The following is a 25,361-nucleotide window of genomic DNA, read 5'->3' as shown; positions in this document are numbered from 1 at the left end:
ATGGCCTCGATCTATCGCCTGCCGTCCACGCTGATGCGCGGCGGCACCAGCAAGGGTCTGTTCATCCGCGCCGACGTGCTGCCCGAGGATACCTCAACCTGGGAACGCATGTTGTTGCGCGCCATTGGCAGCCCGGACCCGCACGGCAAGCAGATAGACGGCCTGGGCACCGGCCGGGCCAGCACCAGCAAGGTGATGATCCTCAGCCCGTCGCGGCGCGAAGACTGCGACGTCGATTGCCTGTTCGGCCATGTGTCGATAGAACACGCCTTGATAGACTGGTCCGGCAACTGCGGCAACCTCAGCGCCGCGGTGCCGCTGTTCGCGGTGATGGAAAAACTGGTGGAGCCGCGCGACGGCGTGGCCTCCATCGGCATCTGGCAGGCCAATGTTGGCAAGCGCATCATCGCGGAACTGGAAATCATGCACGGCCAGCCCGTCTGGCAGGGCGACTACCACATCGACGGCGTCGCCTTTCCCGGCGCGCCGATCCGACTTCGTTTCCTGGACCCTGCCGGCGGCAGTTCCGGCGAACTCTACCCCACCGGCAAGCTGGTGGACGAACTGGCGCTGCCGGACGGCAGCCGAGTGGAAGCCACCCTGGTGGATGCCGGAAACCCCACAGTGTTCGTTCGGGCCCGGGATTTCGGCCTCAAGGGCGATGAGGAAATGGCTGCCCTGCAGGAAACCGCGCGCCACCGGCTGGAATGGGCGCGGGAAATCGCCGCCGTGGTCATGGGCTTGGCCCCCGACATCTTCGCCGCCCGGCGCGAACGGCCGGGCTCGCCGCGAATCAGCCTGCTGTCGGAAAGCCGGGACGAGGATTGCCAGATCAACGCCCGCATCCTGACCTCCGGCCGCTCGCTGCACCACGCCTTCACCGGCACCGGCGCCATCGCGCTGGCTTGCGCCTGCGCCACCGAGGGCACGCTGCCTCAACAATTGGCCGGCGCGCCGGTGCGCGGCATGCCGCTGACCTTCAGCCACGCCAGCGGCAAGCAAACCGTGGAAGCGGTGCTGGGCCACTCCGCCGAATACGGCTGGACCATCAGCGAGGTGGTGATGACCCGCACCGCCAGGCCGCTGATGCGCGGCGAAGTTTACATTCCGATGGATTAGCGGCTTGCAGCGTCAAGGCTGCGCGGGCTAGGCGGCCTGCTGTTGACGCAACTGCGCCGCCAGCTCGCTCAAATCTTCTGACCCCAACGCTTGGCTCGCCTGATGCGCGCCAAGCGCCGCCGCCCCGGCCAGCGCGATGAACATCAACAACCGTTGCAGCGGACGCCGCTTCAATCGGTCCAACCAGCCCAGCACGCCCAGCGGCAGGCCGGCCAACAAGCCACCGATATGGCAGGCCTGGTCCACGCCGGACACCATGAAGCCCATGCCCAGATTCAGCAGCACCACTTGCGCCAAGGCCTTGCCCTGCGAACCGCCCATGTCGGCGTCGCTGAGGCCGGCCACGCACAAGGCGCCGGCTAGGCCCATCAGGGCGCCGGACGCGCCCACGCTGGCCACCAGGCGGATGCTGCTCTGCATCAGCAGATTGGTCACCGGATGCGTGCCGTACCACCAAGCGCTGACCAGGCCCGCCGCCAAGCCGGCGGAAAGATAAATCGCCAGGGAACCAACACCGCCAAAGCGCTTTTGCGCCAAGGGGCCAATCAGCAGCAACATATACATATTGAGCAACAAATGCATGGCCCCGCCATGCACGAACATGCTGCTCAACAGCCGCCAGCTATCGCCGCTCAAGGTGAACGGCGCCAAATTGGCGCCCCAGCTCACCAAGTGCTCGGGGTCGGGCTCGGTCCAGGAGACGCCAGAAGCGCCCATCCAGATGTATACCATCAGATTGGCGAGGACTAGGGCGATAGTGGCCCATTGTTGCTGCACAAGAGAGGACAGCCCGCCAAGGCGGGATACGGAAGAGTCAAGCGCGGATTCATTCATATGTACTGGTTTCCTGTCTTTCAATTTGCCGTTTAAATATCACCGACGCATGATAAAGCAAACCAGCCAAAATAAAAACCAATCGCTACTCAATATTCATACGCGAAGACTCAAGCCATTGCCTCGCCGCGCAACAACTCCCGCTCCACCTGCCGCAGCATGCGCCGACGGATCAGGCCGCTGACCGGCCGGATCAAATACCAGTAGGGAGCAAACCGCAAACGGGTGGCCGCGTCGGGGCAATGCACGCGGGTTTGAGTCGATAGGCGAACACCCTCTGCGACGGTTTCGCAATGGAAACTCAACAACAGCCGGGCAACGCCCGGCTCGTTCAACGCCATGAAATCCTCAAGGCCGCCGATCTCGCGCAGAGCGAAGTCCGCGCGCCAGAACGCGCCCGCCAGACCCAGCGTCAATTCCCTATCGCCGTCGCGCGCCAGCGGCGTGAAACTGTGCATGCCGAACGGCGGCCGGTTGCCGGGCAAGGCGCCGCTCAGGCGGCCGGGCAGCTCGCGCAGCGCCATGAAGCGCCGTGCCCAGGGATCGTCCGCCGGCGCAATGCGCTGCACCGCGTCCAACACCGAACCCGACACCGCCGGCAAAATCCGGGAGTGGGTTTCAACATACTGATAGCTCGGCAGAATCCGCTCCGCCAACGCAAAACGCTCCACACGTCCCTCTCTATTTCTAGCGACGGAGGGTGCGGCTCAACCGGCCGCCACTTCCAGCTGCCGTACCCGCTCGAATAAGCACACCGTCGCCGCCATCGCCACATTCAGCGATTCCGCATGGCCCGGCATCGGAATCCTCACCCGCGCATCGGCCAGGGCCAGCGCCTCGGCGCTGACGCCGGCGCCCTCGTTGCCAAACACGAAAGCCACCGGCCCGCGCAAATCCTGCGCGTACAGCGAGGTGGAGCCCTCCAGATGAGTCACTAGCTTGCGGCCGTCGTAGCTCGCCAGCTCCGCGCACAAATCGGCTTGTTCATGGATGTTCAACACGAAGTGCGCGCCCATGCCGGCGCGAAGCACCTTGGGCGAATACACATCGACGCAGCCCTTGGAGAGCGCCACATCGCGGACCCCCGCCGCGGCCGCGCAGCGCAAGATGGTGCCCAGATTGCCCGGATCCTGTATATCCTCCAGCATCACCCGGGACGCGCCCGCCGGGCTGGGGCGCGGCTGCGGCCGTGGGCACAAGGCCAGCAACTCCCCGGCGGTAGCCAGTGCCGTGGCCTTGGCGAGCACGGTTTCCGGCACCGTGATCACGACAGTCGGCGCGCTCAAACGCCGCAACAAGGCTTGCACCTCCGGATGCGCTGCCGCCGCCTCGTTGAGATACACCCGCTCGGGCACGATGCCGGCGTCCAGACAGGACTCGGTCAGATGAATGCCCTCCAGCAACATCGCTTGTTGCTTGCGGCGTTCGCGCGGGCTCTGCGCCAAGCGCGCCAATTGCTTGATTTCGTCGTTATGGGCGGAGGTGATGGTTTTGCTGATGTACGACATGTGTCCTATTGCGGCAGCAGGGTCAGGCGCGCCACTAAATCCTTGAATCGGTGATAACTGTCCTCGTCGATCGCTTGGCCGCTATGGCCGTTGTCGACATAGAACACGCCGGACAGCGCGTGCCCGACAAACAGGGTGATCAGGGCGAATTCATTGTCCCCGACATGCTCGAAAAACAGATCCTCGTAGCGCCGCTCCAACTGCTGGCGCACCGAGGCCGGCGCGTGAAAACTTTGCGGCTTGCTGGTCAACACCGCGAAGAAGGAGCCCGGCTCCAGCCCCAAGGACAGCTTGCGCAACGGGTGGCTATCGCCCAAGCCCAACTGATAACGCAGTTTCAACGCATGCGCGTCCTGATCATAGCGGTAATACAGTACCCGCTCGAACTTGAGGTCGTTGGCCAGGTGGCGGATGGATTCGCGTATCGCCTTCTCCATCTGCTCGACGTCGCTCAAAGCGGCGGTTTTCTGCAAACTCGGGCGCTTATACTCGCCTTCCAGCATCAACAGGCTGCGCACCGGGTACATATAACCCACCGCCCTGGGGTGGCGCGCCACCGACAAAGCCGCGTGCACCACCGCCTGATGCGCCAGAGACGGCGCGCAGCCTATCAGCTTGGCCGCGGCCTCCACCCCCACCTGCCAGGTGCTGCGCCAAGTGCCCTGCTCCAAAGAGTTGGCGGTGGCCATCGCCAGACGCAGCAACTGGCGGCGCTTGGTCGGGCTGCCCGGCCCCAGCAAGGCGTTCAGGCCGGTCGGCAAAGGCATCAGCTTGATGAATTGCTCCAGCACCTGAGCGTAATCGCAATCGAAGGCGTTGGACATTTCCTGCAGCAGCGGGCGGTCCGGCAACTGATTGCGCTGCATCATGAACAAGCAGGCGGGCAGATTGTACAGCAAGGCGGCCACGAAACAGTCCTCCACCTTGTGATCGCCCTGCAAAGAGAGCCACTCCTTGATCAGCAAGGCCGCCACCCGGGAGCGGCCCAGCCAATCCTCCACGGCCTCCAACACCTCCACGTCCAGCTTGTCCGGCACCGCTTCCAGCGCCGCGACGCGGCCAAAGCGGTTGGTGACCGCCTCCAGCCCCATCAGCAGCAGCGTCTGCTCCACCGAGGGGATGCTCTCATTGCGTTGCAAGGCGCGCGAACCGCCCACCACCCGGACCAAGTCCAACAGCAGGAAGGGATCGGACAAACAGAGATTGGCGAGGTCGGTAAAATTGATCAGATCACTGTGGCGAGCGCAGATGTCCTTCAGCTCGCCCAGCGTATTGGGCAGAATCGGCCAGCGCCGTTCGGCGATGGACTTGATCCAGTTAGCAAGCTCCATGAGGGTGGCGCCAGATCAGTAGTTCGGTTTGCAAAGCGCCTCCCAGCGGGATGCGTTCATCAGGTTCGACATCGGGAACGGCAAAAGTATTGCTGACCAGCAGGCTGCCGGGCCGTCCCTCAGCCACAAACTTGCGCCAGACGCGCGCCATCGGCTCCGGGGACAGAAACACATAGACCGCATCGTACTCTCCCCACGGCTCCCGCCAAAAACTGCGGCAGGAGAACTCCAACCGCCGCGGCCGCCGGGCCAACCACCAGCGCGCGCGGGCCAACAGCCAACTGCCCCAGGCGCTTTCCAGCGCCCTCACCCGGAGATCCGGCCGCAACCGGCACAGCCAGACCGCCAGCCTGCCGTCGCCGCAGCCGGCTTCCAGCAAGGCGGCCCGCCCCGGCAGGAGCTCGGCCAGGCGCTCCGCCGCCTGGGCCGAGGAGCGATACAAGGGCACACGCTCCAGCACGGCGTTGCGGCCCAGCGCGAAAGTCAGCGCCAACCCCAGCAAATACACCCAGGACGGCAAGGCCGCCTGATGCATCAAGGCCAGCGCGGGCACAAACAAGCCGTGCAGCAAGCGCTGCCAGCCGGGCAAACGCATGAAAATGGCCAAGGCCGCCGCACACAGGCCTTGCAGGATCGCCCAACCCAGGGGCTGGGCGGCGGGCGCGACGAAAAACATCGCCGCCAACGCAGCCAGCAGTTGCAGGCCAAGATGACGCAAGCGGCTCAACAAGGCAACGCTCGCATCAGGATTATTTGGCCGGCGTTTCCGCCGGCGCGGCGGCTGGCTCGGCCCCGCTTTCCGCGGGCCCGCCGATCACTTCCTGGTTCATCTGCGGCTTGTAGCCGTCGTTGAGGATATTGCTCTCCGCTTCCTTGTTCAGCACCACAATGGCGATGCGCCGGTTTTCCGGGCTGAACACATTGGTTTTGACCAAGGGGTTGGCCGAAGACAGGCCCACCACGCGCAACACCTTGTTGTCCTGTAGGCCGCCGGCCACCAGTTCGCGCCGCGCCGCGTTGGCCCGGTCCGCGGACAGCTCCCAGTTGCTGTAACCGCCCTGGCCGCTGCCAAAGGGCTTGGCGTCGGTATGGCCGGAGATGCTGATCTTGTTCGGCATCATGTTCAGCTCTTTTGCCAGTTGCTGCAGCAACACGCGAGTATGCGGCAGCATGCGCGAGCTGCCGGAGTCGAACATCGAGCGGTTCTGCTCATCGACGATCTGGATCTTCAACCCATCAGGGGTGATCTCCAGCTTGAGCTGATTCTTGTACTCCTTGAGCAGTTCGCTGTGATCCACCGTGCTCTGGATCTTGTTCTGCAACTGCTCCATCGCCACTTTTTCCTGCTGCTTGCGCATGATCTCGTCCTGCGGCGAGCCCGACTTGTTGACCTGGCCGGTCTGTTTGGTCAAATCGTTGCCGCCGCCCTTGATCACGGAAGTGGCGTCGCCGGCGCCGGCGCCGCCGGACAGCGCCACTTTCAGCGGCGTCTTGAAGTATTCGGCGATGCCGTTCAGCGTGCCCTGCGAGGCCGAACCCAGCAGCCACATCAGCAGGAAGAAGGCCATCATCGCGGTCACGAAGTCGGCGTAGGCAATCTTCCAGGCCCCGCCATGGTGGCCGTGGCCCCCCTTCTTGATGCGTTTGACAATAATGGGCCGTTGCGATTCGTCAGCCATGATCGCGCCCCCGCTTATTTCTTCGCCTGTTTCACATGGTCTTCCAGTTCCTTGAAGGACGGACGATCATGCGAAGCCAAGACTTTGCGGCCAAATTCCACCGCCACTTGCGGCGCGTAGCCGTTGAGGCTGGCCAGAATAGTCACCTTGATGGTCTGGTACACCCGGGTGCCGTCTCCCAGTTTGTGCTCCAGAATGGTGGCCAGCGGGCCGACAAAGCCGTAAGCCAGCAAAATACCGAGGAAGGTGCCCACCAGCGCGTGGGCGATCAGCATCCCCAGTTCGGACGGCGGCGCGCCCACAGACTCCATAGTGTGCACCACCCCCATGACCGCCGCCACGATACCAAAGGCCGGCAGGCCGTCGGCCAGGCCTTTAACCGCGTTGACGGGCACTTCGCCTTCGTGATGGTGGGTTTCGATCTCCACATCCATCAGGTTCTCGATTTCGAAGGCGTTGAGGTTGCCGCCCACCATCAGGCGCAGATAGTCACAGATGAACTCCACGACATGGTGGTCGTGCAGAACGGTGGTGTATTTGGAAAAGACAGGACTGGCTTCCGGATTCTCGACGTCGGCCTCGATGGACATCAGGCCTTCCTTGCGCACCTTGGTCAGAATCTCGAACAGCAGCGAGAACAACTCCATGTAAAAGGCCTTGCTGTAAGGCGAGCCCTTGAACACGGTGGGGAAAGCCTTCATCGTGGCCTTGAGCGGCGCGCCGCCGTTGGCCACCACGAAAGCGCCGAGCGCGGCGCCCGCGATCATCACCACCTCCAGCGGCTGCATCAACGCGGCGAGGTGCCCCCCCGCAGCGACGAATCCCCCCAGCACGGAGCCAAGAATAATGAGGTACCCGATTCCGACGAACATGCGTCAAGTCCTGTCTTTGTGATTTTTCGGATCGCTGCGATTTCCATTACAGCACGACTTTTATTCTATTCATAATAGAAAAAGCGGATTGAATTGTATCAACCCGCTTTCCCAGCTGCAAAAAACATGGAGGGTGATATTCACTAGCGCTGAAAAATGACGAAACCAAGTCGAGACATCGCCTTTAAACCACTAAGACAAAGTCATTTTCAGGCAAGCGCCCGCCAAGCGCCGCAAGAAAAAAGCCGGAGCTTACCGCTCCGGCTTGATCCCAGCGCATGCGCGCCCCCGGCTCAGACAAGGCCGCTGTCCTTCAGCTTGCGTTCGAATGTCTCCATGCAACGCGCGGCCACGCCCAGCATTTCATCGATTTCAGCCTTGCTGATCACCAGCGGCGGCGCGGACACGATGTGGTCGCCGCAGGCTCGCATGATCAGGTTGTTGCTGAAGAAAATGTCGCGGCACATCAGGCCGACGTCGCCGAACTCCGGGAACAGCTCGCGCTTGCTCTTGTCCTTGACCAGGGTGAACGCCTGGATCAGGCCGACGCCGCGCACATCGTCCACGTGCTCGAACTGGCTAAAGGTCTCGCGCCAGCGCTTCTGCATATAGGGACCGGTTTCGTTCTTGACGCGGTCGATGATGCCTTCGTCGCGCAGGAGTTCGATATTGACGCGCGCCACCGCGCTGGCCACAGGGTGGCCGGAGTAGGTGAAGCCGTGGTTGAAATCGCCGCCGGCGATCAAACCCTGGGCCACGCGTTCGCCCACGAACACCGCGCCGATGGGCAGATAACCGGAAGACAAGCCCTTGGCGGTGGTGAAAATGTCCGGGCGGAAGCCGAAGTGTTCAAAGCCGAACCATTCGCCGGTGCGGCCAAAGCCGCAGATCACTTCGTCGGCCACCAACAGCACATCGTATTTGCGGCAGATGCGCTCCACTTCCGGCCAGTAAGTGGCCGGCGGAATGATCACGCCGCCGGCGCCCTGGATGGGTTCGCCCACGAAAGCTGCCACTTTTTCCGGACCGATTTCCAGAATCTTCTCTTCCACCCAACGCGCGGCCACCACGCCGAACTCGTCCGGGCTCAGATCTTTGCCGTATTTGTACCACCACGGCTGCTCAACGTGGGCCATGCCCGGAATCGGCAGGTCGCCCTGCTCGTGCATATACTTCATGCCGCCCAGGCTGGAACCGCCGATGGTGGAGCCGTGATAACCGTTCCAGCGGCCAATCAGCGTCTTCTTGTCCTTCTTGCCTTGCACGTCCCAGTAATGGCGCACCATGCGTATCATGGTGTCCACCGCCTCGGAGCCGGAGTTGGTGTAGAACACATGTTCGTAGCCGGCCGGCGTCACTTGCGCCAGCAGGTGGGACAGCTCCACCACGGCCGGGTGGGTGGTCTTGAAGAAGGTGTTGTAGAAGGGCAGTTCGTCCATCTGGCTCTTGGCCACCTCGGACAGTTCCTTGCGGCCGTAGCCGATATTGACGCACCACAGGCCGGCCATGCCGTCGATGATCTTATTGCCCTCGGAATCCCACAGGTAAATCCCCTCGCTGCGAGTCATCACTCGCGCGCCCTGCTGGTTCAACGATTGGGTATCGGTAAACGGATGCAGATGATGCGCGGCATCCAGTTGGCGCCATTGTTCGGTCGTGCGTTGTTGATTCTGCATAGGACTTCCTTCCAGTATTCTCCAACGGGGCGTAGATGTTCTCTGCCGCCCCTCCTTCGCCATTGGCGTATTTTCAGTGCTTATCCTGGCTGTCCGGGCTGATTCTAACGGACAAATCAGCCCAATGTCATAGCTAAATCACACGTGCAGCAGCAGGAACTTGCGCTCCCACGGGCTGATCACGCGGAAGTATTCGGAGAACTCCTTCTCCTTCATCCCCACGTACATGCTGACGAAGCGTTCGCCCAGCACCTCGGCCATTTCCTTGCAGGAAGCCAGTTGCTCCAGGGACTCCTCCGAGGAGTTGGGGAACTGGTAAGGCAGCTCATACGCGTCCGTCTGGCGCGGCTCGCTGGGTTGCAGCTTGTTGATGATGCCCAGGTAGCCGCAGGCCAGCGTCGCGGCCATGGCGATATAAGGGTTGACGTCCACGCCGGGCACGCGGTTTTCAATGCGGCGCGCCGCCGGCGAGGAATGCGGCACGCGCAGCCCCACGGTACGGTTGTCGTAACCCCATTCGACGTTGGTCGGCGCCGCGGTATAGCGCGACAAACGGCGGAATGAGTTCACGTACGGCGCAAACAACGGCATGGACTGGGGCACGTATTTCTGCAGGCCGGCGATGTAGTGGAAGAACAGGTCGGACGGGCTGCCGTCTTCATTGGTGAACACATTGCGGCCGGTGTTCTTGTCCACCAGGCTCTGGTGCATGTGCATGGCCGAGCCCGGCTCGTTTTCCATCGGCTTGGCCATGAAAGTGGCGTACATATTGTGGCGGAACGCCGCCTCGCGCACGGTGCGCTTGAACAGGAATACCTGGTCCGCCAGTTCCAGCGGGTTGCCGTGCAGGAAGTTGATTTCCATCTGCGCGGTGCCCACTTCGTGAATCAGGGTGTCCACTTCCAGATTCTGCGCGTGGCAGTAATCGTAGATGTCCTCGAACAACGGGTCGAACTCATTGACCGCATCAATGGAATAAGAACGGCGGCCGAACTCGGCGCGGCCGGTTCGCCCCACCGGCGCGGCCAGCGGGATATCCGGGTCCGGGTTGGGGGACAGCAGGTAGAACTCCATTTCCGGGGCCAGCACCGGCTCCAGACCCATCTCGTCAAACAGGCCGATCACGCGTTTGAGCACATTGCGCGGCGCCACGTCCACCGGGCTGCCGTCGGCGCGCTGACAGTCATAGATCAATTGCGCGGTGGGGTCGACGGCCCAGGGCACAAAGCGCAGGGTGTTCGGGTCCGGGGCCAGCACCATGTCCGGGTCGGTCAGGTCCAGCATGCTGTCGTCGGGGTAGTCCCCGGTCACGGTCTGGATCAGCACGACTTCGGGCAGGCGCATTTCCGGGTCGGACACGAATTTGTCCTTGGGCACGATCTTGCCGCGCGCCACGCCGGTCATGTCGGGAACGATACACTCGACTTCAGTGATTCGGTGCTCTCGCAGCCATTCATTGATCTGATGGGTCATGATGTTCTTCCTCTGTGTGTGTTATTCCGAGTGGTGACACAAGGTCTCGGTTAATTGCGGCCCGCGTTGCCGCTGGTTGCGGCGTTGGCGGCAGGCGTCGCCAAATGCCTTGAAGATGGCCATGGACAGCGGGTTGTCCCAGTACTTCCATTCCGGATGCCATTGCACGGCGAAGGCGAAGCCCTTGGCGTCGCGCACGCGGTAGGCCTCCACCAGGCCGTCGTCGGCCACCGCCTCGCAGATCAAGCGATCGGAAAGCCGCTTGATGCCCTGCTGGTGCAGGGAATTGACCATGGCGGAGTCCTGGCCGGTCCATTGCCGCAGCAGGCCGTCATCGGCGAAACGCACCGAGTGGGACAAGGCGTACATCGCGTCCACGTCCGGCGTGTCCGGCTCGCGGTGATCCCGCTTGCCCTCTTCTTCCTGCACGTGCTGGTACAGTTCCCCGCCCATCGCCACGTTGATTTCCTGAAAGCCGCGGCAGATGCCCAGCAGAGGGATGCCTTGCTCCAGCACTTGCTGGATCAACGGCAAGGTGGTGGCGTCGCGCATCGGGTCGTGCATGGTGCCGGGCCGGCTGGGCGCGCCGCCGTAACGGTACGGTTCGACATTGGACAGCGAGCCTGGCAGCAGCACGCCGTCCACCAGCTCCAGCACGTCCTTCAGCGCGGTCTTGTCGCCCAACGCCGGCAGCAGCACCGGCACGCCGCCGGCGCCGCCGGCCGCCGCGGCGATGTATTTTTCGCCTGCGGCGTGGAACGGCAACGGGCCTACCATCTTGATGTCACAGGGTATGCCGATGATAGCTTGCAACATTTCGGATCCTTGATACGGGTTAGGAAGCCGCCTTGATGGCTTCTATCGGGTCGATGAACGGGTGACCCAGCGCCTGAGCCACCGCCTGGTAAGTGAGCCGGCCGCGACAGACGTTGAGGCCGTTGCGCAGATGCGCGTTGTCCAGCAAGGCCTGGCGCCAGCCATTGTTGGCCAGTTCCAGCGTGTACGGCAGCGTGGCGTTGGTCAGCGCCTGAGTGGAGGTGCGCGCCACGCCGCCGGGCATATTGGCTACACAGTAATGGACGATGCCGTCCACCACATAAATGGGGTCTTGGTGCGTGGTGGGCCGGCTGGTTTCAAAGCAACCGCCCTGGTCTATGGCCACGTCCACCAGCACCGCGCCGGGCTTCATGATCTTCAGCATCGGCCGCGTCACCAGCTTGGGCGCCGCCGCGCCCGGAATCAGCACCGCGCCGATCACCAGATCGGCCTCGCGCAGGCAGTCTTCGATATTGGCGGAGTTGGACACCAGCGTCTTGATGCGGCCGCCGAACACCATGTCGATTTCTTTCAAGCGCGGCAGCGATTTATCCAGGATGGTGACCTCTGCGCCGGCGCCCATGGCCATGCGCGCGGCATTCAAACCCACCACGCCGCCGCCTATCACCACCACTCGCGCCGGGGCTACGCCCGGCACGCCGCCCAACAGCACGCCGCGGCCGCCCTGGGCTTTTTCCAGCGCATGAGCGCCAGCCTGTATCGCCATGCGGCCGGCCACTTCCGACATCGGCGCCAGCAGCGGCAGGCCGCCGCGTTCGTCGGTGACGGTTTCGTAAGCAATGGCAATAGCATCCGATTCCAGCAATAATTTGGTCTGTTCCGGATCCGGCGCCAAATGCAGATAGGTGAACAGGATCTGATCCCGGCGCAGCATCCGGCACTCCACCGGCTGCGGCTCTTTCACCTTGACGATCATGTCGCTGCGTTCGAAGGTTTCTTCGGCGCTGGAAGCAATGGAAGCGCCGGCCTGGATATACTGTTCATCGGTGAATCCGATGGCGAGGCCGGCCTGGGTCTGGACCAAAACCTTGTGACCGTTGGCGACTAACTCCCGGACTCCAGACGGGGTTAGGCCAACACGATACTCGTGGTTCTTGATCTCCTTGGGAACACCGATCAGCATGTCGCTCTCCTCACTTAGATTTGTTGCGGAAGTGCCGCGCAAGCGTTTAAGAAAATTCACAACACGCTTGCCCCTTGTTTCTGATTCTGACTATAAACCCCCAACGATGCAAAGATATTCGATTTTGCGTCGCAGCAAGTAGTGCAGAGTCCGTACAAAATAATTATCATAAAGCGTCTAAAATTATTAACATACTGACGGAGCAGGAATCCATGGACGTTGGCGCGAGATTACGCATGGTCAGGGATCGTTTCGGGCTGTCTCAGCGGGAGCTGGCCAAACGAGCCGGAGTCACCAACGGCACCATTTCGCTGATAGAGCAAAATCGGGTCAGCCCTTCGATCAGCTCGCTGAAAAAAGTGCTGGAAGGCCTGCCGATGACGCTGGCGGATTTTTTCACCTTCGATTCCGACCCGGAACAAGCCCGAGTGTTCTACCAAGCCCACGAATTACCCAATCTGGGCAATGAACAGATCCAGCTGCTGCTGGTGGGCACCGCCCACGACAAGCGCGACATCGCCATCCTGCGCGAAGTCTACGAAACCGGCGCAGACACCGGGCCGGACATGTTGACGCACGAAGGCCAAGAGGGCGGCGTCATCATCAAAGGCAGTATAGAAGTGACCGTGAACAACGAGAGCCGCATCCTGGGACCAGGCGACGCGTATTACTTCGACAGCCGGTTGCCGCATCGCTTTCGCAATACCGGGGCGGAAACCTGCGAAGTGGTCAGCGCCAGTTCGCCCCCCACATTCTGAGCACCATTGAGAACAAGAAACGCCGGCAAGACCGCATCCGGCGACCAGCAGGCCATAAGGCCAGGCCGGGGAGCTTTGCCCGCCGCGCCGGCTCCAAGCCCACGACAGACGACAACGCAGTCAAACCCGCGTCAAGCGATACCGGCGCCGCCAACGAACGGCGCAGGATCAATCAAAGGAGAGAGTAAATGGCTAGAACGCATGCCGAATGGAAGCAATTCGCCGCTCAATTGAAGATCGAAGGGCGCGCCTTCATCGCCGGCGAGTACTGCGCGGCGCAAGACGGCAAAAGCTTTGCCTGCAACAACCCCGCCAACGGCGAGAAGCTGGCCGACGTGGCCTGGTGCGGCGAAGCCGACGTGGAGCGCGCGGTGCGCGCCGCCCGCCAAGCCTTCGACTCCGGCGCCTGGTCCGGCCTGCCGCCGCGCGAGCGCGGCCGCATCCTCAAGCGCTTCGCCGCGCTGATCCACGAGCATGGCGATGAGCTGGCGCTGCTGGAAACCCTGGATGTGGGCAAGCCCATCAGCGACACCCTCAGCGTGGACCTGCCCGGCAGCGCCTACTGCGTGGAATGGTTCGCCGAAGCCATCGACAAGATTGGCGGCGAAGTGGCGCCGGTGGACCCCAAGGTAGTGGGCCTGGTCACCCGCGAAGCCATCGGCGTGGTGGCCGCCATCGTACCGTGGAACTACCCCATCATGATGGCCAGCTGGAAGTTCGGCCCGGCGCTGGCCGCCGGCAACCCGGTGATCATCAAGCCTTCGGAAAAATCCCCGCTCACCGCCATCCGCCTGGCGGCGCTGGCCAAAGAAGCCGGCATCCCCAGCGGCGTGTTCCAGGTGCTGCCCGGCGCGGGCGACGTGGGCAAGCTGCTGGCGCTGCACATGGATGTGGACTGCGTCGCCTTCACCGGCTCCACCGGCGTGGGCAAGCTGATCGCCGGCTACGCCGCGCAATCCAACCTCAAGCGCGTCTGGCTGGAACTGGGCGGCAAATCGCCCAACATCATTCTGCCGGACTGCCCGGACATCGCCCAAGCGGCGCGCGCCGCCGCCGGCGGCATCTTCTACAATATGGGCGAAGTCTGCACCGCCGGTTCCCGCGTGCTGGTCCACCGCGACATCAAGGCGCGCTTCCTGCAGGAACTGGAAGCGGCCGCGGCCCGCTACTATCCGCAAGACCCATTGGACCCGGCCACCAATATGGGCGCCATCGTGGACCGCATCCAGTACGACAAGGTGCTGTCCTACATCGGCAAGGGCGACAGTGAAGGGGCCAAGAAGCTGTTCGGCGGCAAACCGGCCCACACGGATACCGGCCTGTTCATCGAACCGACGGCGTTTGACTGCCCCAGCGCGGACCTGACCATCTGCCGCGAAGAAATCTTCGGCCCGGTGCTGTCCGTCATCACCTTCGACGACGTGGAAGACGCCATCCGCATCGCCAACGATACCGAATACGGCCTGGCGGCCGCGGTGTGGACCTCCAACGTCAGCACCGCGCACCAGGTGGCCCGCCGCCTGCGCGCCGGCACGGTATGGGTGAATTGCTATGATGAAGGCGGGGACATGAACTTCCCCTTCGGCGGCTTCAAGCAATCCGGGAACGGCCGCGACAAGTCGCTGCACGCGCTGGAAAAATACACTGAGCTGAAGAGCACGCTGATCAAGCTGTAAACCGCGTTTACAGCGCCACCGACAGGCTGCCCCTCCGGCAGCCTGTCTTGTTTTCATCTCCCTCGGCAAAGGATGCGACATGATCAAGTGCCTGACCGCCCTCCTCTGCCTTTACGCCGCGGCGGCGGCGGCCGGTTCCGCGGCGCCCGCCTGCCCGGCGGAAGGACTGAAGATAGGGTACTACCCAACGGCCACCGCCTATGAAGGCGGCAAGGGCTACGACGTGGATCTGGTCCACGAACTGGCGCGCCGGCTGGGCTGCAGCATCCGCGAAGAGCGCGAATGCCCGCGCTTGCGCGTGCTGTTGCTGGTGCAGCACGGCAAGCTCAACCTGGCCACCTCCACCATCCCGCTGCAAAAGCGGCTGCGCTACGCCTGGGTGCTGCCCTACACCCGCGACCGCAACATGACCCTGCTCAACCCGGCGGTGCAAGGCAAAACGCCGGAGCAATGGCTGAACGACCCCAAGCTGAAATGGGGCGCCGTCATCGGCTACCGCAACAGCCCGCTGCAGGACTATTTCCTGCAGCAGATGGCCAAGCGAGACAAGCTGATCTGCGCCTCCAACGAAGAAGACCTGCTGGACATGCTGCGCAGCGGCGCCATCTCCGCCGCCTTCTCCCAGCCTCAGATTTACGACCACTGGATCAACGGCCAACCGCGCGGACGGCTGCAAGTCAAAGTCATGGACCCCTTCCACGACAGCAGCCTGGAAAACGGCCTGGTCCTGTCCCACCGCAGTTTCAGCGAGGTCCAGATGCGCCGCTGGCAGGCTGAACTGGACAAAATGCGCGCTGACGGCAGCCTGCAACGCATTCTGCGCAAATACCTGAGCGAAGACAGCGTGCGCAGCATGCTGGAATAACCCTCTCTCTCTCGCGGCAAGACTCGGCGAATCCGGCTATAGCTAAACGGAACGCGTACGGGAGAACGGCATGAAAGCACACTGGGCGGCGCTGCTTGGCGGCGCGCTGGCCTCAATGGCGGCGCTGGGCGATTCGCCCTGCCCGGCGGATGGCCTGAAAGTGGGTTACTACCTGATTGGCAGCGCCTATGAAAACGGCCACGGTTACGACGTGGACCTAGTGCATGAGCTGGCGCGCCGGCTGGGCTGCAAAATCGTTCAGGAAGACGTTTACCCTCGCATCCGTGTGCTCAAAATGCTGGAACACGGCCAACTCAACCTGGGCACCTCCACCGTCCCCACCCCGGATCGCCGCAAATACGCCTGGATCTACCCCTACTTCTACAGCAAGAACATGATCTTGCTATCCAACCAGATTGGCGCGCGCACGCTGGACCAACTGCTGGCCGAGCCAGCCGTTAAATGGGGCGTGATCCGCGGCTACCGCCACAGCCCGGAACAGGACGCCTTTATCGAACAACTGACCAAGCGCGGCAAGGTAGTGATGGCCAACGACGAGCGCGACCTCTACGCCATGTTGTCCCAGCGCATCGTCACCGCCGCCTTTGCCCACCCTTTCAGCTACGACAACTGGCTCAACTCCCCGGCCCTGTCCGGCCAGGTTGCGGTGCTGGACCTGTTCCCCAGCTCGGAACGCATCGCCGGCGGCCTGATGCTGGCGCATAGCGCTTTCAGCCAACAACAGGCGGAACAATGGCAGGCCCAGCTACAGCAAATGGCCAAGGATGGCTCCCTGCGCAAGATCTTCAGCAAATACTTGAGCGCGGACAGCGTGGCCCAACTGCAACTGCAGCCCTGACCCTAGGTCCAGCTTGCCGTCTGGCGCAAACGCGCGCGACACTGCGCTATGCTCACCACAGGAGTTATCCGATGAAAACCCTGAGTCGCCTCGCCCTGCTGCTCTTGCTTGCGGCCTCCCCCGTCCATGCCGCCAACGATGACGGCACGGTGCAAACCCTGGTCATGATGCGCCACGGCGAAAAGCCGGAAGGCGGCTACGGCCAGCTAGACTGCAAGGGCTTCAACCGCTCGCTGGCGCTGGCCAAGGTGCTGCCGCAGCGCTTTGGCAAACCGGACCAGATCTACGCGCCGTCCACCGCCAGCCAGGCCAGCGACCCGGCCGGCACCTTCAACTACATCCGGCCGCTGGCCACCATCGAACCCACCGCCATCTCCCTGGGCCTGCCCGTCAACACCAACTTCGAAACCGCGGCCATAGACGGCCTGCAGCAGCAATTAATAGACCCGCTGCACCATGGCAAACTGGTCTTCATCGCCTGGGAACACAAGCTTTTGCAAGTCCTCGCCAGCAACATCATGCGCCAGTACGGCGGCAAGAACGGCGCGGATCAGGTGCCCAAGTGGGACAAGAATGACTTCGACGGCCTCTTCATTCTCACCCTCGACTACAGCCACACTCCGCCCAAGGCGAAGTTCCGCCGCGAGCAGCAAGGACTGGATAAATTGTCGTCTACTTGCTGGCTGCCCTGAGAATCTTTTTGCCATCAACTGAGCATTGTGAGGCGACACAATGCGTACGTCTTGTCTCGCCTTCTACGAGCCTGTTCAAAGTATCCTGAACAAGAGCGAAGCAAAGCGAAAACGGCGGAGGAAACGGCATTTACAAGTGATAAGCGAGCATTCCGAATGCCGTGCTCACCGTGTCACATCTCGCGAAGCGCAGTAGATTATGAACAGCTTATGAGAAGCTGCTGACGCAAAAACAGCCGGCCCATCCAGGGCCGGCTGTCTTCGTTTGCGTCTGGAGGATTACAGCGCCAACTTGGCGATGGCGTCCTTTGCCGCGTGAATGGCGGTGGCGCGCTTGTCTTCGCCCATGTTCACCGCTTCTGCGCGGACAAAGGCCACGTCGTTCACGCCCAGGAAGCCCATCACCGTCTTCAGGTAGTCTTCCTGGAAATCCATCAGTTGACCTTGCTCGGTGCTGTAAACGCCGCCGCGCGAGGACACCACGATCACCTTCTTGCCGCCGGCTAGGCCCACCGGGCCGTTTTCGGTGTATTTGAAAGTGCGGCCGGAGGCGGCCACGCGGTCCACCCAGGCTTTCAGCTGCGACGGAATAGAAAAGTTGTACATCGGCGCGCCGATCACCACCACATCCGCGGCCAGGAATTCTTCGATCAGCTCATTGCTCAGCGCGGCCTCACTGCGCTGAGTGGCGGTCCAATCCGCCTCGGCGGTGAAGTTGGCGCCGATGATTTCGCCGGACAGATGGGCGATGGGCTGGCTGGCCAGATCGCGGTAGGAGGTTTCCACATTGGCGTGACGCTGGCGCAGGGTGTCGGCGACAACGGCGGTCAGTTGGCGGGAAACCGAGTTGGCGGCGAGGATGCTGGAGTCGAGATGCAACAGTTTCATGGTCGGGTCCTTCGTGTCTTGGTAGAGAAAGTGATTGCATGATAGTTTTCCGCACCAATCCGCACTAGACTGCAAAAACCGGAAACATTGTTCCATCAGCGAGACAATCATGCAGGACCTGAACGATCTGCTCTACTTCGCCAAAGTGGTTGAGCACGGCGGCTTCATGGCTGCCGGCCGCGTACTGGGCATCCCCAAGTCCCGGCTTTCCCGTCGCGTGGCGGAACTGGAACAGCGGCTGGGAGTGCGGCTGCTGCAAAGGACCACCCGCCGCCTGTCCTTGACCGAAATCGGCCAACAGTACTACCAACACTGTCAGGCGATGCTGGAAGAAGCCGAGGCCGCGGACGAGGCCATCGCCCGCAGCAGCGCCGAGCCGCGGGGCCTGATCAAGGTCAGTTGCCCGGAGTTGCTGTCCAAGACCCTGCTGGCCCCGGCGCTGCCGCGCTTCATGGCTCGCCACCCGCTGCTGCGAGTGCAGCTGGATTCCAGCAACCGGCGCGTGGACCTGATAGAAGAAGGCGTGGACGTCGCCATCCGCGTGCGCAACGTGATAGAAGACAGCGCCAACCTGGTGGTGCGCCGGCTGGCCACCGCCCTGACCTCCCTGGTGGCCAGCCCGGCCTTGCTGGCCGAGCGCCCCGCCCCCAGACATCCGGCCGACATGGCCGGCTGGCCGGCGCTCACCATGAGCCGCCCCGACGGCCGCGGCCAATGGGCCTTGCTGGACCAGGCCGGCCACGCCTACACCGTACAAATAGACAGCCCAAGGCTGATGACCGACGACCTGATCGTCCTGCGCGACGCCGCCATCGCCGGCCTGGGCGTGGCCGCGCTGCCGGAGCTGGTCTGCCACGAGGCGCTGCAGGCCGGTCAACTAGTGCGGCTACTGCCGGACTACGACATCCCCTGGGGTATTCTGCACGCCGCCTTCCCCACCCGACGCGGCCTGCTGCCGGCGGTGCGCGCCTTCATCGATTTCCTCGCCACCGAACTGATTCCGCCGGACCACCCGGTTTATCAGCTGGCGCCTTAAGCCTGCTCAAAGTCTCGCGAGCTAATGAGCATTCCGAAGTTGCACTCACCGAGCCACGTTTCACGACACGCATTTACGATCACGCGAGCAAGGGTGAGACAAGGCGAAAACGAGCGAAAAAGCGGAATGTACACATGGTACATGAGCATTTTGAGCTTGTACTCACCGTGCAACGCTTCACGACGCGCAGCAGATCGTGAACAGGTTCTTAGAGCCGCTAACAAAACCTCGCAGAGAACCTGAGCCAAGGCGCGCCGACGCAGGCAGTACCAGTAGTACGGCAAGGAGGCGCAACGCAGGATCAGGGGTTTTTGTTAGCGGGTCTTAGCGCGCCTTGCCGGGCATGCTCTCCAGACACGCCAAGGCCCGTGCCGCCAGCGGGGTCAACCCGCTCGCCGCGCCGGCAGCGCGCCAATGCCCGAGCAAGCCTTCCCGCATGGCGGGCGTCCAGAAACGCTTCAGGTGCTGAGCAATCTCGAACGCTGCGTCGCCGCTCTGGGCATCCTCGAAAAAACGCGCAATCTCATTAAGCATCTTCACCAGCGGTTCCGGCCTCATCCCGCCTCGCTCCCCGCGCGCCGTCCGGCATCCAACAACCTTAGCTGCTCATCGCCAAAGCCCCGGAAATGGCGCTGCCAGTCCGATGGACTGGCAGTCTTACCCACTTCCACCGCAGTCACCTTGTACTCCGGGCAGTTGGTGGCCCAATCCGAATTGTCGGTGGTCACCACATTGGCGCCGGACTCCGGGTGGTGGAAGGTGGTGTACACCACGCCCGGCGCTACCCGCTCCGTCACCTTGGCGCGCAAGGCGGTGTCGCCGGCGCGGCTGCGCACCGCCACCCAGTCGCCGTCGACGATGCCGCGCGCTTCGGCGTCGGTCGGATGGATTTCCAGCCTGTCCTCGGCGTGCCAGACCCGATTCTCGGTGCGTCGCGTCTGCGCGCCCACGTTGTACTGGCTGAGAATACGTCCAGTGGTCAGCAGCAGCGGAAAGCGCTTTCCCGCCCGTTCCGAAGTGGCCACGTAACGAGTGACGACGAAGCGTCCCAAGCCGCGTGAGAAGGCATCGACATGCATCACCGGCGTGCCCTCGGGTGCCTCCTCGTTGCACGGCCATTGCAAGCCGCCCAGCCGGTCCAGCTTAGCGTAGCTGACCCCGGCGAAGCTGGGTGTCAGCCGCGCGATCTCATCCATGATCTCCGATGGATGACGGTAGGCCATCGGATAGCCCAAGGCGGCCGCCAACGCCGAGGTCACCTCCCAGTCCGCCATGCCGGCCAGCGGGCGCATCGCCCGACGCACCCGCGAGATGCGCCGCTCGGCATTGGTGAAGGTGCCGTCCTTTTCCAGGAAGGAACTGCCGGGCAGGAAAACGTGGGCGTATTTTGCGGTTTCGTTCAGGAACAGGTCCTGCACCACCACGCACTCCATCGCCAGCAGCGCGGCGGCCACATGCTGGGTATTGGGGTCGCTCTGCACGATGTCCTCGCCCTGGCAGTACAAGCCCTTGAAACCGCCGTCCAGCGCCGCATCCAGCATATTGGGAATCCGCAGCCCCGGCTCTGGCGACAAGACGACACCCCAGTCCGCCTCGAAGCTCGCACGCACCGCGTCGTCGGACACATGGCGGTAACCGGGAAGCTCGTGCGGAAAAGACCCCATGTCGCAGGCGCCCTGCACATTATTCTGACCGCGCAACGGGTTGACGCCGACGCCGACGCGGCCAAGATTGCCGGTGGCCATGGCCAGGTTGGCGATGGCCATCACCGCAGTGCTGCCCTGACTGTGTTCGGTAACGCCCAGGCCGTAGTAGATGGCGGCGTTGCCGCCGGTCGCGTACAACCGCGCCGCCTCGCGGATCAGATCCGCCGGCACGCCGCAGAGCTCGGCGACACGCTCCGGCGCGTTGTCCGGCTCGACGACAAAATCGCGCCAGCGTCGGAAAGCCTCGGCTTCGCAGCGTTGAGCGATGAAGTCCTGATCCAGCAGCCCCTCGCTCACCACCACGTGAGCCAGCGCGTTGAGCACGGCCACATTGCTGCCGGGCCGCAGCGCCAGGTGCAGCGCCGGCCCCGCGTGCGGCGTATCGGCCAGGTCGATGCGGCGCGGGTCGATGACGATCAGCCGCGCGCCCTCGCGCAGCCGCCGCCGCAGCAAGGAGCCGAAAACCGGATGAGCATCGCTGGGATTGGCGCCTATCACCAGAATCACGTCGGCGCTCAGCACCGAGTCGAAATCCTGAGTCCCGGCAGACTCGCCCAGCGTCTGCTTCAGACCGTAGCCGGTGGGCGAGTGGCAGACCCGAGCGCAAGTGTCGATATTGTTGTTGCCGAAGGCCGCGCGCACCAGCTTCTGCACCAGATAGGTTTCCTCATTGGTGCAGCGGCTGGAGCTGATGCCGCCGATGGCGTCTCGGCCGTAGCGCAATTGCAGGCGGCGGAACTCGTTGGCCACATGTCCCAGCGCTTGCTCCCAGCTCACCTCCCGCCAAGGTTCGTGGATGCCGGCGCGGAGCATAGGTTTGACGATGCGGTCCGGGTGGGTGGCGTAGCCCCAAGCAAAGCGGCCCTTGACGCAGGAATGGCCATGATTGGCGCGGCCGTCCCGGTCCGGCGTCATTCTCACCACCCGCTCGCCCTTGAGTTCGGCGCGGAAGCCGCAACCCACGCCGCAATAGGCGCAGGTGGTCGCCACGCTGCGCTCCGGCTGCCCCAGCTCCACCACGCTTTTCTCCACCAGCGTGGCGGTGGGGCAGGCTTGCACGCAAGCGCCGCAGGACACGCATTCCGAGCCGAGGAAGTCCTCGCCGCCTGCGGCGCGGACGCGGGAATCGAACCCCCGGCCGACGATGCTCAGCGCGAAAGTCCCCTGGGTTTCCTCGCAAGCGCGCACACAGCGGTTGCAGACGATGCACTTGGCCGGGTCGTAATCGAAATAAGGGTTGGACTCATCCTTGGCCTCAGCCAGATGATTAGCGCCGGTCAAGCCGTAACGCACCTCGCTCAGGCCCACCTGGCCGGCAACGGTCTGCAATTCGCAAGCACCGTTGGACGCGCAAGTCAGGCAATCCAGCGGGTGGTCGGACACATACAGTTCCATCACCCCGCGCCGCAGCCTGGCCAGCGTCTCGCTCTGCGTGCGCACCGCCATGCCTGCGCTCACCGGCGTGGTGCAGGCGGCCGGGTAGCCGCGATGCCCATCGATCTCCACCATGCACATACGACAGGAGCCAAACGGCTCCAGGCTGTCCGTGGCGCACAGCCGAGGCAGGCGCACGCCCTGCAGCGCGGCCGCGCGCAACACCGAGGTGCCGGCCGGCACGGTGATCTCGACGCCGTCTATGCTCAGACTCACCGGCGCACCGGTACGCATTGGCGTGCCCAGGTCCACCGTGGGGGCAAGCTTGGGGTCAAACTGGCAGCTCATGGCGCATCCTCCTCGACGATGGCCGGATCCAGGCCGAAATCCGCGGGGAAACCCCGCGCCGCGCTCAGTACCGGCGAGGGGGTCAAACCGCCCAGCGCGCACAGCGAACCGTGCCGCATGGTCTCGCACAAATCCCGTAGCAGAGTCCAATGCCGGCCCCGCTCCGTCGAGTCGCCGGCCGCCAGCAGCCGGTCTATCACCTCGACGCCGCGGGTGGAGCCGATGCGACAGGGCGTGCACTTGCCGCAGGATTCGGCGGCGCAGAACTGCATGGCGAAACGCGCCATGCGCGCCATATCGGTGCTGTCGTCGCACACCACCACCCCTCCGTGGCCCAACATGGCGCCGACGGCGGCAAAAGCTTCGTAGTCCAAGGCGGTATCGAACTGCTCGGGCGTCAGCCAGGCGCCCAGCGGCCCGCCCACTTGCGCCGCCTTCACCGGCCGGCCGCTCGCGCAGCCGCCGCCGTAGTCCTCGATCAGCTCGCGCAAGCTCAGGCCAAAAGCGCGCTCCACCAGGCCGCCGCGCCGCACATTGCCGGCTAGCTGAAACGCCATGGTGCCGCGCGATCGGCCAACCCCGAAATCCCGGTAATACGGCGCGCCGCGGGCCAGGATGGCGGGCACCGACGCCAGCGTCAGCACGTTGTGCACCAAGGTGGGACGCCCGAACAGGCCGCTGATCGCGGGCAACGGCGGCTTGGCCCTGACCTCGCCGCGTCGGCCCTCCAGCGATTCCAGCATGGACGTCTCCTCACCGCAGATATACGCGCCCGCGCCCAAACGGAGCTCCAGCTCCAGCTCGCGGCCGCTGCCCTGCAGATCTGGCCCCAGATAACCCCGCTGACGGGCAATCTCCAACGCCCGCCTCAGTGTCTCCGCCGCAGCGGCGTATTCCGAGCGGACATAGATATAGCCGCGATTCGCCCCCACCGCCAGCGCCGCGATGCTCATGCCCTCGATCAACAGGAAGGGGTCGCCCTCCATCAGCATGCGGTCGGCGAAGCTGCCGGAATCGCCCTCGTCAGCATTGCACACCACGTACTTGCAATCCGCGGCCGCCTCACGCACGGTGCGCCATTTGATACCGGCGGGAAAGGCCGCGCCGCCCCGGCCGCGCAGGCCGGACTCCAGCACACACTCCAGCGCGCCCTCCCCGCCCAGCTCCAGCGCATGGGCCAGGCCGCGATAGCCGCCGTGGGCCAGGTAATCGTCCAGCGACAGAGGGCGGGTCAGCCCCGCACGCGCAAACAACAGCCGCTGCTGGCCGGCAAGATAGGGCAGCCGCTCCAGCAGGCCCAATGCCAGCGGATGCTTGCCGTCCGCAGTCAACACGGCGTCGAGCACGCTGTCCGCCTGCTCCGCCGGCAATGGTCCAAAACCAGAGCGGCCTTGCGGCGTATCCATTTCCAACAAGGGCTCCAGCCAGTACAGCCCGCGCGAGCTATTGCGCCGGATCTCCACTTCCAGCCCGCGTCGCGCCGCCGCCGCGGCCAACGCCCGCGCGGTCTGGTCAGTACCCAGCGCCCGCGCAACGGAATCACAGGATAGATGGAAGGTCAGCATGCACCGCCCTCCTCCAAACAGCCGGCCAGCAAGACATCCAGCGCGGCGGCGTCGACGCGCGCGTGCAATTCGCCATCCAGCAGCAGGGCCGGCGCGCAGGCGCAGGCGCCCAGACAGTACACCGGCCGCAGCTCCAGGCCGCCGTCGGCGCTGCGGCCCGCGTCGTCCAGGCCGGTGCGGGCGCGCAGCCTTTGCGCCAGCGCCTCCGACCCCATGCTCTGACAGGCTTCCGCTCGGCATAGCCGCAGTTGGTGGCGCGCCGGCGGCTCGCTGCGGAAATCGTGGTAGAAGCTGAGCACACCACGCACCTCCGCCTGGCTCAGGCGAAAAGCGCGGGCGATGGCCGGTGTCGCGGCATCCGGCACATAGCCCAGTTCACCCTGCAAGGCGTGCAGCAAGGGCAGCAAACCGCCCGGCTGCGTTTGGTGATCCGATACCAGCGCGGCGATGCGCGACTGTTGTTCCGCGGTCAAGGACATGGCAACTCCAAGCAAGTGCGAACGGGTCTTCTGCGTCGCTTATCTAATCTGCTCGGCCAAACGCAGCAGCCAAGCTGAATTATAGGTTTGCCGCGTATCTGGGCCGGCCTCGTCCCATACTTTGAGGCTGTAAAGCTTTTGTCGACTGGCCCAGCTCAACTCGGACACTCGCCTACCGGAGCGTGTGTTCCGGAGCTGGAAGCGGCCCGGATGGCCCCGCACTGTCGCGTTCATTTCTTCCTGCAGCACCAACACGCCGCCGCGGTCGGCGACAAAGGCCCATTCGCTCAACACCAGCAATACGCCGTCGGGCCGGGTGAACACCCAGTCGAAGCTGCTCCATGGCCCGCTCCGACCCGGCCCCTGCGGGATGATGCCTTCGAGACGATAAGCGCTCAGCTCGCTGGCGCTGATATCGCTGAGCCTGGATTTAGCCTGCGCCCGAACCGCCTCGGGACTCAAGAGGCCGCTCCGGTAGATGTCGGCGTCCAGCACGGCTTCGTCGGCAGGCGGAGAGGCCCCGCTCGTCAACGACGTTTCGGGCAGCCCGGGGCCCAGGCTGGCTCCAGGCGCCACAATGCGCTGCCCGGGCGCAATGCCGCCGGGCAGCGGGCTGGTCGCGGACAGATCCCAGGCCTGCGCGTCCAGGGCCAGGCCGCCCAT

24 protein-coding genes are annotated in these 25,361 nt (G+C 63.7%); 7 read left to right on the top strand and 17 right to left on the bottom strand.

Going from position 1 to position 25,361, the window contains the following annotated elements; translation table 11 throughout:
• Positions 1–1,119: a 2-methylaconitate cis-trans isomerase PrpF family protein gene (locus tag ACUXV1_RS20035; RefSeq protein ID WP_043638665.1), complete on the top strand. Its 1,119-nt coding sequence runs from the start codon at positions 1–3 to the stop codon at positions 1,117–1,119.
• A 27-nt stretch (positions 1,120–1,146) separates the two neighbouring features.
• Here ACUXV1_RS20035 and ACUXV1_RS20030 read toward each other — a convergent pair whose 3' ends face one another.
• From ACUXV1_RS20030 to ald, 11 genes are all read right to left on the bottom strand, one after another.
• Entirely contained in the window at positions 1,147–1,953 is an 807-nt protein-coding gene (locus ACUXV1_RS20030) for a rhomboid family intramembrane serine protease (RefSeq protein ID WP_446016309.1), read from the bottom strand.
• A gap of 110 nt (positions 1,954–2,063) precedes the next feature.
• Positions 2,064–2,624 carry a hypothetical protein gene (locus ACUXV1_RS20025; RefSeq protein ID WP_446016308.1) on the bottom strand — a complete coding sequence of 187 codons (561 nt, stop codon included), beginning with the start codon at positions 2,622–2,624 and terminating at the stop codon, positions 2,064–2,066.
• Positions 2,625–2,660: 36 nt separating this feature from the next.
• Positions 2,661–3,461: a TrmH family RNA methyltransferase gene (locus ACUXV1_RS20020; RefSeq protein ID WP_446016306.1), complete on the bottom strand. Its 801-nt coding sequence runs from the start codon at positions 3,459–3,461 to the stop codon at positions 2,661–2,663.
• Positions 3,462–3,466: 5 nt separating this feature from the next.
• Positions 3,467–4,792 (bottom strand): HDOD domain-containing protein, encoded by a 1,326-nt coding sequence (locus ACUXV1_RS20015; protein WP_081556738.1) that lies wholly within the window; start codon positions 4,790–4,792, stop codon positions 3,467–3,469.
• A complete protein-coding gene (locus tag ACUXV1_RS20010) occupies positions 4,779–5,522 on the bottom strand; it encodes a class I SAM-dependent methyltransferase (protein ID WP_231138213.1) in 744 nt (247 codons plus the stop codon). Before ACUXV1_RS20010 ends, ACUXV1_RS20015 begins: the two co-directional genes overlap by 14 nt.
• Before the next feature lie 19 nt (positions 5,523–5,541).
• Complete coding sequence (motB, locus tag ACUXV1_RS20005) at positions 5,542–6,471, bottom strand: flagellar motor protein MotB (protein ID WP_043593929.1); 930 nt, start codon at positions 6,469–6,471, stop codon at positions 5,542–5,544.
• 14 nt (positions 6,472–6,485) lie between these two features.
• Positions 6,486–7,343 (bottom strand): flagellar motor stator protein MotA, encoded by an 858-nt coding sequence (gene motA, locus ACUXV1_RS20000; RefSeq protein ID WP_043638687.1) that lies wholly within the window; start codon positions 7,341–7,343, stop codon positions 6,486–6,488.
• Between the two features lie 293 nt (positions 7,344–7,636).
• Positions 7,637–9,019, bottom strand: coding sequence for an aspartate aminotransferase family protein (locus tag ACUXV1_RS19995; RefSeq protein ID WP_043638691.1), 1,383 nt, complete (start codon positions 9,017–9,019; stop codon positions 7,637–7,639).
• A 138-nt stretch (positions 9,020–9,157) separates the two neighbouring features.
• Positions 9,158–10,492: a glutamine synthetase family protein gene (locus ACUXV1_RS19990; protein WP_019104434.1), complete on the bottom strand. Its 1,335-nt coding sequence runs from the start codon at positions 10,490–10,492 to the stop codon at positions 9,158–9,160.
• Positions 10,493–10,513: 21 nt separating this feature from the next.
• Positions 10,514–11,308 carry a gamma-glutamyl-gamma-aminobutyrate hydrolase family protein gene (locus ACUXV1_RS19985; protein ID WP_446016305.1) on the bottom strand — a complete coding sequence of 265 codons (795 nt, stop codon included), beginning with the start codon at positions 11,306–11,308 and terminating at the stop codon, positions 10,514–10,516.
• A gap of 19 nt (positions 11,309–11,327) precedes the next feature.
• Positions 11,328–12,452 (bottom strand): alanine dehydrogenase, encoded by a 1,125-nt coding sequence (gene ald, locus ACUXV1_RS19980; RefSeq protein WP_446016304.1) that lies wholly within the window; start codon positions 12,450–12,452, stop codon positions 11,328–11,330.
• 212 nt (positions 12,453–12,664) lie between these two features.
• Here ald and ACUXV1_RS19975 point away from each other — a divergent pair, with 212 nt between their 5' ends.
• The 5 genes from ACUXV1_RS19975 (at position 12,665) to ACUXV1_RS19955 (ending at position 17,302) form a co-directional block, all read left to right on the top strand.
• Positions 12,665–13,210: a cupin domain-containing protein gene (locus tag ACUXV1_RS19975; RefSeq protein WP_039756808.1), complete on the top strand. Its 546-nt coding sequence runs from the start codon at positions 12,665–12,667 to the stop codon at positions 13,208–13,210.
• A gap of 188 nt (positions 13,211–13,398) precedes the next feature.
• Positions 13,399–14,886, top strand: a complete 1,488-nt coding sequence (locus ACUXV1_RS19970; RefSeq protein WP_043638698.1) for an aldehyde dehydrogenase — start codon at positions 13,399–13,401, stop codon at positions 14,884–14,886.
• A 79-nt stretch (positions 14,887–14,965) separates the two neighbouring features.
• On the top strand, positions 14,966–15,751 hold the full coding sequence (locus ACUXV1_RS19965; protein WP_446016302.1) for a substrate-binding periplasmic protein: 786 nt from the start codon (positions 14,966–14,968) through the stop codon (positions 15,749–15,751).
• 70 nt (positions 15,752–15,821) lie between these two features.
• Positions 15,822–16,610 (top strand): substrate-binding periplasmic protein, encoded by a 789-nt coding sequence (locus ACUXV1_RS19960; RefSeq protein ID WP_203390469.1) that lies wholly within the window; start codon positions 15,822–15,824, stop codon positions 16,608–16,610.
• Between the two features lie 71 nt (positions 16,611–16,681).
• Positions 16,682–17,302: a histidine phosphatase family protein gene (locus tag ACUXV1_RS19955; RefSeq protein ID WP_043638706.1), complete on the top strand. Its 621-nt coding sequence runs from the start codon at positions 16,682–16,684 to the stop codon at positions 17,300–17,302.
• 279 nt (positions 17,303–17,581) lie between these two features.
• Here the strand turns inward: ACUXV1_RS19955 and ACUXV1_RS19950 are convergent, their stop codons facing one another.
• Positions 17,582–18,190: an FMN-dependent NADH-azoreductase gene (locus tag ACUXV1_RS19950; protein ID WP_019104426.1), complete on the bottom strand. Its 609-nt coding sequence runs from the start codon at positions 18,188–18,190 to the stop codon at positions 17,582–17,584.
• A 109-nt stretch (positions 18,191–18,299) separates the two neighbouring features.
• Here ACUXV1_RS19950 and ACUXV1_RS19945 point away from each other — a divergent pair, with 109 nt between their 5' ends.
• Complete coding sequence (locus tag ACUXV1_RS19945; RefSeq protein WP_043638708.1) at positions 18,300–19,226, top strand: LysR substrate-binding domain-containing protein; 927 nt, start codon at positions 18,300–18,302, stop codon at positions 19,224–19,226.
• Between the two features lie 324 nt (positions 19,227–19,550).
• Here ACUXV1_RS19945 and ACUXV1_RS19940 read toward each other — a convergent pair whose 3' ends face one another.
• From ACUXV1_RS19940 to ACUXV1_RS19920, 5 genes are read right to left on the bottom strand one after another with little or no spacing between them, the layout of a single operon-like run.
• Positions 19,551–19,760 (bottom strand): formate dehydrogenase subunit delta, encoded by a 210-nt coding sequence (locus tag ACUXV1_RS19940; RefSeq protein ID WP_218673485.1) that lies wholly within the window; start codon positions 19,758–19,760, stop codon positions 19,551–19,553.
• Positions 19,761–19,780: 20 nt separating this feature from the next.
• Positions 19,781–22,654, bottom strand: coding sequence for a formate dehydrogenase subunit alpha (fdhF, locus tag ACUXV1_RS19935; RefSeq protein WP_446016301.1), 2,874 nt, complete (start codon positions 22,652–22,654; stop codon positions 19,781–19,783).
• The gene (locus ACUXV1_RS19930; protein WP_114155128.1) at positions 22,651–24,219 is read right to left on the bottom strand and encodes an NADH-ubiquinone oxidoreductase-F iron-sulfur binding region domain-containing protein; all 1,569 of its coding nucleotides are present in this window, start codon (positions 24,217–24,219) and stop codon (positions 22,651–22,653) included. Before ACUXV1_RS19930 ends, fdhF begins: the two co-directional genes overlap by 4 nt.
• A complete protein-coding gene (locus ACUXV1_RS19925) occupies positions 24,213–24,698 on the bottom strand; it encodes a formate dehydrogenase subunit gamma (protein ID WP_446016300.1) in 486 nt (161 codons plus the stop codon). Before ACUXV1_RS19925 ends, ACUXV1_RS19930 begins: the two co-directional genes overlap by 7 nt.
• Positions 24,699–24,737: 39 nt before the next feature.
• Positions 24,738–25,361 carry a hypothetical protein gene (locus ACUXV1_RS19920; RefSeq protein WP_446016299.1) on the bottom strand — a complete coding sequence of 208 codons (624 nt, stop codon included), beginning with the start codon at positions 25,359–25,361 and terminating at the stop codon, positions 24,738–24,740.

The organism is Chromobacterium sp. W521 (assembly GCF_052805975.1).
Note: the sequence above shows the minus strand (reverse complement) of the source record. Positions and strands in the feature narration are given on the sequence as shown.